Below are 10,236 nucleotides of genomic sequence, written 5' to 3' on the forward strand. Positions count from 1 at the left end.
ACGAACTCGCATGCCGCGCTCAGAACTGCGTCATGGCACGGGCCAGATCGCGGGTGAAGTATTTTTCGAAGATGCGCTGCACCGTGCCATCGGCGCGCATGGCGTCGATCAGGGCGCGCCAGGCCTGTTGTTGGGCGGCGCTGAGCGCCTTCTTCGACATGATCAGCCCGTGCGGCACCGAGGGGTCGTCGAACTCCATGATCGTGGTCTGCTCACGCACCTTGCCGCTCTCGATCGCCGGGTAGTCGAAGGGCTCGATGACCATCGCCTGCACCTGGTTGCCGAGCAGGATCTGGTAGAGCGGATCGAGGCTGGTCGAGTAGCTGACGCGGTGCTCGGCCTCCAGCGTGTCGACCAGCCTGTTGGCATTCGGGCTGTAGCGGAAGCTGCGGATCACGCCCAGCTTCAGCGCCGGGTTGCGCTCGAAGTCGGCCAGGCGCTGCACGCCGGCGTCCTTGCGCACCAGCAGGTAGTACTTGTTCGAGAAATACCAGCCGAACGCGGCAAAGCGCTCGCGCGCCTCATTGGTGATGCCGGACAGGCTGAAATCCAGCGCGCCGGACTCGATCAGCTGCCAGATGCGGGCCCGCGGCATCACCGTGACGGCGACCTTGCAGCCGCTGCGGCGGATCAGCTCGTCCGAGATGTCCTTGTCGATGCCCTCGCCGGTCTGGGCCGAATAGAGCAGGCCGTGTTCGTGCAACGCCAGGCTGAACGGTCGGTCGCAATCGGGCTTGTCGGCCGCCCGCACCGCGGGGTGGCTGAGCAGGGCCAAAGCAAAGACCAACGACACGGCGGCGCTGCGCATGTTTCCCCTCCGGACGAGCGCCCGCAGAGCTTATCCCACCCGGGCCCGCCGTGCCCGTGATGGAGTGCGCCGGGGGGCTATTTCCCGGTGCCTGTCAGGCCCACCGCCTGCGGGCTGTCAAGTGCCGTGTCGATCACCAGCAGCCTGGACGTGCGCTTGCCCACCGCCAGCGGGTGGAACTGCAGGTCCAGCGTGCACGAGGCCGCTGCTGCCAGGCTGCTGCCGCAGGTGCTGGCGCTGACGAGGAAGTCGCCCGCCTGGCCGCCAGACACCACCGCGTCGTGCAGCGCCAGGGTCTTGTTGCCACCGTTGGTGAGGGTCACCGTCTGCGGCGGGCTGGTGCCGCCGACCGCCAGCTTGGCAAAGGTCAGCGACGCCGGGCTGACAGCCGCCAGCGGTTGCGCGCTCGCGCTGCGCACCGGCAGCTCGGCGATGGCATAGGCCGAGCAACTCCAGTTGCCCGCCGGCAGGTTGTCGATGAACAAGGCCGTGGTGCCCGCTGTCGCGGTGTCGGCCGGCTTGATGGCCAGTTTCAGCTGCGTCGCGGTGGCGCTCTTCGGCGCCCGGTACAGCCCGTTGACGAAAGCCCGCGTGCYGGCCGTGAAACCCTGGCCGGTGATCGCCAGTGTGAACTTCGGCTGGCCCGCCACCCGGCTCGCTGGCGCCAGTTTGGCCACCGAGATTGGCACGCCGGTGGTGTTGTAGTCGGCAACGACGATGTGCTCGTCATTCATCGTCAGCGGCGTCGGGCTTTGCGTGCCGGCGCCGGCGAGGTCGCGCTGCCAGCCGGTGAACGTCCAGCCGGCCACTGTCGACTGGCTGACGCTGACGTTGGCGCCCGCGGCATAGAAACCATCGCCCGACGGCGGGCTGACGGTCACGCTGCCGGCGCAAGGCTGCTGGGCCCAGCCCCAGACGTTGTACTCGGCGCCGAAACTGGCGCTGACGCTGCTGCTGCCGGCCGGCACGGTGATGTTGTGCGCCGCCGCGCCAGCGTCGCTCCAACCCGCCCACGGGTAGCGGATCGACCAGCTCCAGGGTTGCTGCGGTGCGCCGCCGACATCGACCTGGTGGATGGTGCCGGCGCCCCAGCCGCTGTCGTAGTACGGCGAGAAGTTGACCGGCCCGACCCAGAAGCCGCCGTCGACCCACAGCCAGCGGCCGGCCGGCTGGGTGCCGATCGTCGTCACCTGCTGCGGCGTGAAGTAGGCCAGCACCCAGTCCGGCGAGCGGGTGGTCTTGGGGTTCTGGCTGACGCCGCCTTCGGAGGTGTAGAGCCGGTACAGGCTGTAGCCGGCCTGCGCGTTGGCCTGCACCTGCACCGGCTGGCGCTTGACGTAATAGACGCCGGCCAGTGGCGGATAGGCCTGTGCCACCGGCGTGGCGACGACGCTGCCGGAGCTGTCGGGCCAGACGAAGGGCTCGTACTTCAGCAACTCGACGAAGCTGGCCTGGTAGACGGTGACCGCCGGCTTGTTGACGGGTGAGCCCGTCAGGCCATTGCCGCGGCCGATGGTGATGCTGTGGCTGGCGGCGCGGTTGTCGTTCCAGCGGCCGTAGATGTAGTTGCGGCTGTTCAGCGTCTGCGGGCCGGCTGGCACGTTCAGCGTGTGGATCGAGTCGAGGGCCGGCGAGAAGGTGTAGGGCGTCGTGCGCGCGACACCGTCGACGATGACCTGCAGCCCGGGCGGGTTGCTGGTCACCGTGACGGCGCTCGGCGCGTGCTGGTACAGGCGCAGGATCGCGTCGATGTCGCCGGCCGAGTAGTCGCCCAGTTCGGCGATCGACATGCCTGGCGGGATCGACTCCAGCGTCGGCTCGCCGTCTTTCGTGAAGGTGAACGCGCCGTAGTGCATCAGCGAAGCGATGTCGTACAGCCCGAGCGACTGCCCGCCGCCGATCAGCGGCACCACGTCGAGGTTGGGCGCTGCCGAGCCGATCACGTGCTGCAGGCTCAAGCTCAGGTGCGCCTCGCGCTCGGCCCGCGAATGCTCGTGCCACAGCCCGGTCGCATGGCCCATCTCGTGCAGCAAGGTCGGCAGGTTGCAGTCGATCGAGCCGCCGATCACCTGCCGGCCACCGGCGCGGCCGAGCGCCGAGAAGCCGCCGCCCGAGTGGTCGTTCGGGTCGAGCTCGAAGTCGACATAGTCGGCTTCGGTGGTGCGTGCCACCCACTGGATCACGCCGGTGAATTCGGTGTTGTAGCGGGCGATCGCGTTCGGCAGCTCGGCGTTGCCCTGCGTCACCGCATAAGAAATCTGGACCACACCGCCGACCAGCGGCCACAGCCCGATGCTGTTGGCCAGCCCCAGGCCTTCGGGTTCGATCTCGTCCGGCGGCACCGGTGGGCCAACACTGATGTCGCCCTCGACGATGCGTTGGCCCTGGCGCAGCTGCCACGGACGCACGACGCCGCGCCAGTTGAGCGTGCCTTGGGGCGCCAGGTACGGCGCATGCGTGGCCTGCGTCCGGCGCCACTGCGCCGCGGCACTGCGGGCGCCGCCTTGGGGTTGGGGGGCCAAGGAACTCCGGTCGACCCGCTCGACCGTCGCGACGCCGCTGGTCGCGATCGCCGGCAACCACCACAGCAACGCCAGCGCCACGCCGCGTGCAGTCGTCATGCCGGGGCCTGAGGTCACCCGTGTCGTGTTCATCGCCAAGCCCTCCAGAGGCTGGCACCAGAATACGCGCCGCCCGGTGGCCCCACCAGCGGGTTGTCACCCCAAGGTCACCCCGGCGCTCCCTGGGCGTAAAGTGCCATCGATGCTGCGCTTCGCCGCCAACCTGACGCTGCTGTACCCGGACCTCGGCTTTGTCGAGCGCATCGCGGCGGCCGCGCGCGACGGCTTCGACGGCCTCGAATGTCAGTTTCCCTACGAGTGGCCGGCGGCCGAGCTGGCGGCGCGCGCCACCGAAGCCGGCCTGCCCTGGCTGCTGATCAATACCCCCGCCGGCGACTGGGCCCGCGGCGAACGCGGCCTGGCCGCCCTGCCCGGCCGCGAAGCCGAATTCCGCCGCGGCGTCGACACCGCGCTGGCCTATGCCGACGCGCTGGGCTGCCGCCGGTTGCACACGCTGGCCGGCGTCGTGCCCAGCGGCGTCGAACGCGAACGCTGCTTCGCCACCTATGCCGAGAACCTGGCCTGGGCGGCGAGGCAGGCGGCCGACGCCGGCTGCGAAATCCTGATCGAGCCGCTGAACCCCCGCGACGTGCCCGGCTACCTGCTCAGCACCCAGGCCGCTGCGCACCGCTGGGTCCAGGTGATCGCAGCCCCGAACCTGAAGGTGCAGATGGACCTGTACCACTGCCAGGTCAGCGAGGGCGACCTGGCGACCAAACTGCACCAGTACCTGCCCACCGGCCGCGTCGGCCACCTGCAGATCGCTGGCGTGCCCGACCGCCACGAGCCCGACGACGGTGAATTGAACGCGCCGTTCCTGTTCGCGCTGATCGACCAGCTGGCCACCGAACACGACCGCGGCCCCTGCTGGATCGGCGCCGAGTACAACCCGCGGCGCGGTGCACTGCCGGGCGGCACGTCCGAAGGCCTCGYGTGGCTGGCAGCGGCGAAGCGGCCGCGCGTCGTCGGCTGATCAATCCGCCACGCTCGCCATTCATGCCCTGGACCTTTGCGCACCCGGCCGCCGTGCTGCCACTGCGGCGCTGGTGTCCGCACCACCTGTCTTTCGCCGGTCTCGTGGTCGGCAGTTGCATGCCTGACCTCGGCTATCACCTGCATCAGTTCGACCTCGCCAGCCACGCGCACACGCTGGTCGGATTGTTCGTGCTCTGCCTGCCCGCGGGCCTGCTGCTGGCGCTGTTGCTGCGGCGTTTCGGCGCCATGCTGATCGCCCCGCTGCCGCGGCGTCACCGGGAGGCCCTCTCGCCGATGACGACCAGCACCGCACCCCGCGGCGTGCAAGCCTGGATGGCGCTGGCCGTTTCAGTGCTGCTTGGTTCGCTGACCCATATCGTGTGGGATTCGTTCACGCACGCCAGCGGCTTTGTCGTCCAGCATTCGTCGCTGCTGCAACAGCAGGTGCTGGCATTGGGCTCGCGAGACTTGCGTGCCTTCCATCTGCTGCAGCACGCGAGCAGCTTGTTCGGCGTCAGCGCGCTGATGCTGGGCTATTGGCGCTGGCTGCGCCGAACGCCAACACCCGCCAAGGCGGCTGTCGACATCCCTCGCTATTTGCTGCTGGCCGCGCTGCTCACCGCCTCATTGGCGGGCGCGGTGCCGACGGCGCTGGGGGCCGCTTCGCGCAACGGACAACTCGACGTGTCGGCCGGCGCCGTTCGGCTGGCAATCGACGGCGGCACCCTGTTCATGGGCTTGTACTTACTGGCCGCGGTGTGGTTGACTCGCCGGCGTTCACCGCTCACCCCATCCACCGACACATGACGCCAACCGGAAATCGCTCGACCCTGCTCAAACGTGCCCTGACGATCGCGCTGCTGGCGCTGGCGCATCTCGCGGCCAGTGCCATCGGCACGATGGCGAAGCTGCATGTCGCGATCCAGATCTTCGAAACCGGTCTGCCGCCTTCGTTCACCGAGTTGCTGCTCGACCGGACGCTGAAGCTGCTGTACTTTCCGCTGGTGTCGGTGGCACGACTGGCGCCCAGTGGCACGTTTCCCGGCCTCGTCGGCTGGCTGCCTTTTGCGCTGAACAGCCTGCTGTGGGGCTGTGCCATCGTCTGGGCCGGACAATGGTGGCGGCAGAGCCAAGCCACCCCCGCCCTGGCGCCCTTGCCGCCCGACGCCCACGCATGAACCGCCACCTGATCTCTTGCCTGCTCACGCCGGCCGCTGCCTTCTTCGCGGTGCTGAGCCTCAACGCCACCGCCCAGGTCTCACCCGGCCCGAATGTCGGCACGCGCGAGCAATACCGTGCCTGCCTCGACGAAGAAGAAGCGTTGAGAGCGCAGCGCGCCGCCTTGCTGAAGAACAGCACCGCGCACAACGCCGAGCTGAAGCGGCTGCAAAGCGAGATCGATGCGCTGGTGGCGACACAGGACCAGGTGATGGCCGAGGGCGGCGAAGCCATCAAAGCGTTCAATACCAAGCTCGAGGCGCTCAACGCCCGTGCCCAAGTGATCAATCGGCGCGGCGACGACTACGACCGCGAGCAGGCCGACCACAACGCCCGCGCCAAGGAATTGAATGCGCGCTGCGCGGGCCTGCCCACCAGCTTCAAGGACCGCGACGCGGTGTTCACCGAACGCGCCGCAGCGCGCGCGAAAGCCAAGCAGGCACCACGCGCAATCGACCTGAACCAGACCAAGCCCGACTAATCGCCTCCAGAGCCGGGCAGCGCCCAGCCCGCCCCCGGGGGTCGAAGCAAAGTGGCCAAGCCACATTTGCTTCAACGCTGGCGCCCCCTGGCCTCTCGACAACCTGCGCCATACTGCGCATGTCGAGGGTTAGTGAAGTACTGAATGCAAGCTTTGCTGCTGGCGCTGATTCGCTTCTACAAACGTTTCATTTCGCCACACAAGGGCTACGGCTGCGCCTACCGGGTCTACACCGGCCACGCCAGCTGTTCGACCCTCGGCTACCGCGCGATCCGCCGCCACGGCGCGTGGATCGGGCTGGGGCTGTTGAAGAAACGCTGCCGGCTGTGCGGCGTCGCGCAGCGGCGTTATGCGCCGGTCCCCCGGCCACTGGCCGCGCAACGCGGCGACTGTGATCCAGGCTGCGACGGCGACGGCTGCGACCTGCCCGGCTGCGATCTGCCCAGCACCAAGGACCTCGATTGCTGCGACCTTTTCGACTGTTGCGACCTGCCCGAACGCAAGAAACGCGAGCGCAAGCAACGCGACAAGAACGCCCGCATCCCACCGAAGCGCCCGCCCCTGCCCGCCGACTGGCCGAACGATACGAACCGCTGACCGGCCCACAGTAGGTTCACGGCAGCAGCCACGCAGAAGCCCTACGCCGGCGCACCGGTCATCGTTCGCGCCAAATTGGGGGGTGGGTGCACGCCCCCATTGAAAGCGGGCGCGGCGCACCCAGTTTCCGAGTTCCGCCCCGGGTGGGCGTTGCCAAAGGACCGGCGTGCCGTTCTCGCTCGATGCCCTGTCGCTGCTGCTGGGTGGCCTCGCGTTCGCCGCGCTGCTGCTGGCCGGCCTGTGGGGGCCACGCGCCTGGCGGGCCTGGCGCCGCCGCCGCGTCTGGCAGCAGCCCTTTCCGGCCGCCTGGCGCAGCATCCTGCGCCGCCGCATGCCAATGCTGCGCCGGCTGCCAGTCGATCTGCAGCTGCAGTTGAAACGACACATGCAGGTCTTCCTGGCCGAAAAACCCTTCATCGGCTGCAACGGACTTGTCGTGACCGAGGAGATGCGGGTGCTGGTCGCGGCCCAGGCCTGTCTGCTGATCCTGAACCGGCCGAGCGAATACTTCCCAAACCTGAGCCAGGTGCTGCTGTACCCGTCGGCCTACTGGGTCGACAAGCGCGAAGGCGACGGCAGCGGTGTGCAGCACGAGCGGCGCGAGGCCCGCAGCGGTGAATCGTGGGTCCGGGGCCAGGTGATCCTGTCATGGCCCGACGTGCTGGCCGGCGCGGCCGATCCGACCGATGGCCAGAACCTGGTGATCCACGAGTTTGCGCACCAGCTGGACCAGGAACGCGGCCGCGCGACCGGTGCGCCGTTTCTCGGCCACCGCAGCCGCTATGCGCGCTGGGCCGCGGTGATGAGCAACGAGTTCCACCGCCTGCGCCAGCAATTGGCGCGGGGCGAAGAAACACTGCTGTCGCCCTACGCCGCCACCGAGCCGGCCGAGTTCTTCGCCGTCGCGTCCGAGGTCTTCTTCGAGCAACCACGCGAGATGGCCGAGCGCCACGCCGCGCTGTACGGCGAGCTGGCGCGCTACTACGCTGTCGACCCGCTGGCCTGGGCCTAAAGCCTCCGTCACGCCAAGGCTTCGCGCGCTGGGTTACGCTCTAGCCCGGCCGCGGGGACGACCCTGCTGACGCCTACCTTCCATCCCGGGGACGACCCCGACCACTTTGGAGTCAGGCATGTCCCGCGCCCTGCGCCTTTGGCCGCTGCTCACCGGCACCCACCGCTATGAAAAACTGGTCTCGACCCGCGATCGAGGCCACGGTCTCTACATCCACGCGCCGATCCTCGCCTACCTGATCGAGACGCCGAACGGCCGCATCCTCTACGACGTCGGCTGCAACTACGCGAAGATCGCGACGCCCGAATTGCGCGCGAAATACTTCGACCCGATGCGCCCGTTGTTCGACCCGCCGGAGATGTCGGACGAGCAGCGCATTCCGCGCTACCTGGCCCGACTAGGGTTGACGCACCGCGACATCGACCTCGTCTTCCTCGGCCACCTGCACTTCGACCACGCCGGCGGCTTGTGTGACCTGCCGGGTTGCGAGGTGCATGTGCAGCGCGATGAGCTGACCGCCGCCCAGTCACGTGAGGACGACGGTGTGCTCGACGACGAGATCGCGCAGTCCGCCAGCTGGCAGATCCGGCATGGCGAATACCAGGTCGCAACGGGCGTGCACGCGATCGCGACGCCCGGCCACACCGCCGGCCACATGTCGATGCTGATCGAGCTGCCCAAAGGCCGGCCGGTGATCCTGTGCGGCGACGCTGCGGACCTGCAGGAGAACCTGTCAGACGAGGTAGCGCCGGGCTATTGCTGGCAGGACAACGTCGCGCTGGCGCTGGCCAGCATCCGCAAGCTGAACGCGATGGCACAGGTCGAAAACGCCGAGCTGTGGCCCAACCACGACTTGGCGTTTTTCAACCGCCAAGCGCCGTTTCCGGCCTGGCGCGACTAGGCGCTCGCGGCTTGCGCGGCCGAGCTATCGGCCGCGCTTGGGAACAGCGTCGGCACCTGGCGGTCGCGCCAGCGCATCACCGGCTTCTCGACCAGGCGATACAGCACCCAGCCGGTGAACAGGCACGCCACGGTGACGAAGGCGATCAGCAGCGGCTGCGGCAAGGCATAGGCCGCCAGCGCCTTGGCCACGATCACCGCCACCGCCTTGTGCGTCAGGTAGACCGAGTACGACCACGCGGCCAGCGCCGCGGCGCCGGGCACCCGCCAATCGCGCAGCGGCGAGCCGGCAGACAACGCGGCCACCACCAGCGCAGCGTAGGCCCAGGCGACCAGCGAGTAGCCGGCGATCGACATGAAGGCGCCGTAGCCGTAGCCGTCGATGTAGTAGTGATGGGCCACCCCGTACCAGGCCAGCGCCGTCACGGCAACGGCGGCGAAGAACCAGGCCCGGCCATGGGCCGTGGCGCGGGCCCAGCTGGCCGGGTGCGCGTGGCGCCACAGCGCCACTGCCAGGCCGGGCAAGAACTCGTCGATGCGGGTCAGCGTCGCGTAGTAGACCGCCGGGTAGTAGCCCTCGGTGCCGACACCGCCCGCCGCGACCTCGCGGCCGAGCTGGTCCCACAGCGACGCGCGCCACGCCATCGCCGCCAGCGTCAGGCCGGCCATCAGGCCCCACAGCGTGCGCACCTTCAGGCCCCAGGCCGTGGCGGCGCGCAAGCCGACCCAGACCAGCAGCGGCAGCACGAGGTAGAACTGCTCTTCGATGCACAACGACCAGGCATGCGAGAAGGCCGTGCCGGGCTGCAGGTTCCAGTTCTGCGTGAAGCTCAGAAAGCGCCACAGCGGCGGCGGCGTCTTGCCGCCCATCACCGTCGGGAACAGGAAGTACAACGCCAGCACGACCCAGAACGCCGGCATCGTGCGCAGCAGCCGGCGGGCATAGAACGCCGGCAACGACAAGGTCTGCCCCTGCGCCAGGCCGGCGAAGACCTGGTGCCCGATCAGGTAGCCGCTGAGCACGAAGAACAGGTCGACCCCGGTCCAGCCGACATTGCCCACCCAGCCGAAGGTCGGTGCATGACTGACGAAGACCTGGTAGTGGTAGAAAAAGACCAAGGCGATCGCGAGGGCGCGCAGCGTGTCCAGCCCCGGCTGGCGTGCAGTCGGCGCGTTAGGCAGCGGGGCAAGAGTGGGCATGAAGGTCTCTCCGGTCGGGGCGGCAAAGTGCGGCATGCTAGACGTGCTCACCGGCGTAGCGGCCGGTGATGCGACCGAAACCGGTTTGAGGCCGCTGAAACCGGGGCGATGGGCTTGCCCGCAAGGCTCGGGTGCCGTCGACATCGACAAAGCGGTTCGCGATGCCTCATGCACGGCGCGACGGCGGCCGGATCGACAGCCCACTGACAACCCTGCGGGTTAGTATCTAGACACTGGGGCTTGGACGGAGGGTGCATGCACCATGACGTGGTGGTGATTGGTGGCGGCGCGGGCGGGCTGGAGTTGGCCGCACGGCTGGGACGCAGCCTGGGGCGGCGCGCAGGGCCCAGGCGGGTGCTGCTGGTCGACCGGTCGGTGTTCCACATCTGGAAGCCGACGCTGCACGAGGTGGCCGCCGGCACGC

Annotated in this window: 11 protein-coding genes; 8 read left to right on the top strand and 3 right to left on the bottom strand. The window is 68.8% G+C overall.

The window, feature by feature from the left end; genetic code table 11:
• Window positions 1-19 precede the first annotated feature (19 nt).
• Together AC1DYI_RS03650 and AC1DYI_RS03655 are read right to left on the bottom strand one after the other, a co-directional pair.
• Window positions 20-808 carry a substrate-binding periplasmic protein gene (locus AC1DYI_RS03650; protein WP_477202709.1) on the bottom strand — a complete coding sequence of 263 codons (789 nt, stop codon included), beginning with the start codon at window positions 806-808 and terminating at the stop codon, window positions 20-22.
• A gap of 77 nt (window positions 809-885) precedes the next feature.
• The gene (locus tag AC1DYI_RS03655) at window positions 886-3,462 is read right to left on the bottom strand and encodes a M12 family metallopeptidase (protein WP_477202710.1); all 2,577 of its coding nucleotides are present in this window, start codon (window positions 3,460-3,462) and stop codon (window positions 886-888) included.
• Window positions 3,463-3,571: 109 nt separating this feature from the next.
• Here AC1DYI_RS03655 and AC1DYI_RS03660 point away from each other — a divergent pair, with 109 nt between their 5' ends.
• From AC1DYI_RS03660 to AC1DYI_RS03690, 7 genes are all read left to right on the top strand, one after another.
• Window positions 3,572-4,402, top strand: coding sequence for a hydroxypyruvate isomerase family protein (locus AC1DYI_RS03660; protein WP_477202711.1), 831 nt, complete (start codon window positions 3,572-3,574; stop codon window positions 4,400-4,402).
• A gap of 23 nt (window positions 4,403-4,425) precedes the next feature.
• Entirely contained in the window at window positions 4,426-5,211 is a 786-nt protein-coding gene (locus tag AC1DYI_RS03665) for a DUF4184 family protein (protein WP_477202712.1), read from the top strand.
• A complete protein-coding gene (locus AC1DYI_RS03670; RefSeq protein ID WP_477202713.1) occupies window positions 5,208-5,582 on the top strand; it encodes a hypothetical protein in 375 nt (124 codons plus the stop codon). Before AC1DYI_RS03665 ends, AC1DYI_RS03670 begins: the two co-directional genes overlap by 4 nt.
• Window positions 5,579-6,103, top strand: a complete 525-nt coding sequence (locus AC1DYI_RS03675; RefSeq protein ID WP_477202714.1) for a hypothetical protein — start codon at window positions 5,579-5,581, stop codon at window positions 6,101-6,103. Before AC1DYI_RS03670 ends, AC1DYI_RS03675 begins: the two co-directional genes overlap by 4 nt.
• Before the next feature lie 153 nt (window positions 6,104-6,256).
• A complete protein-coding gene (gene yidD, locus AC1DYI_RS03680) occupies window positions 6,257-6,700 on the top strand; it encodes a membrane protein insertion efficiency factor YidD (RefSeq protein WP_477202715.1) in 444 nt (147 codons plus the stop codon).
• Window positions 6,701-6,866: 166 nt separating this feature from the next.
• Window positions 6,867-7,712 (top strand): M90 family metallopeptidase, encoded by an 846-nt coding sequence (locus AC1DYI_RS03685; RefSeq protein WP_477202716.1) that lies wholly within the window; start codon window positions 6,867-6,869, stop codon window positions 7,710-7,712.
• 118 nt (window positions 7,713-7,830) lie between these two features.
• On the top strand, window positions 7,831-8,613 hold the full coding sequence (locus tag AC1DYI_RS03690; RefSeq protein WP_477202717.1) for an N-acyl homoserine lactonase family protein: 783 nt from the start codon (window positions 7,831-7,833) through the stop codon (window positions 8,611-8,613).
• On the opposite strand, the gene AC1DYI_RS03695 is transcribed toward AC1DYI_RS03690, so the two are convergent.
• Window positions 8,610-9,812, bottom strand: a complete 1,203-nt coding sequence (locus tag AC1DYI_RS03695) for an acyltransferase family protein (RefSeq protein ID WP_477202718.1) — start codon at window positions 9,810-9,812, stop codon at window positions 8,610-8,612. The genes AC1DYI_RS03690 and AC1DYI_RS03695 overlap by 4 nt on opposite strands.
• A gap of 255 nt (window positions 9,813-10,067) precedes the next feature.
• Here AC1DYI_RS03695 and AC1DYI_RS03700 point away from each other — a divergent pair.
• Window positions 10,068-10,236 (top strand): FAD-dependent oxidoreductase (locus AC1DYI_RS03700; protein WP_477202719.1); only part of this gene is annotated, 169 nt, incomplete at its 3' end.

The organism is Ideonella sp. P3_A4 (genome assembly GCF_056403075.1).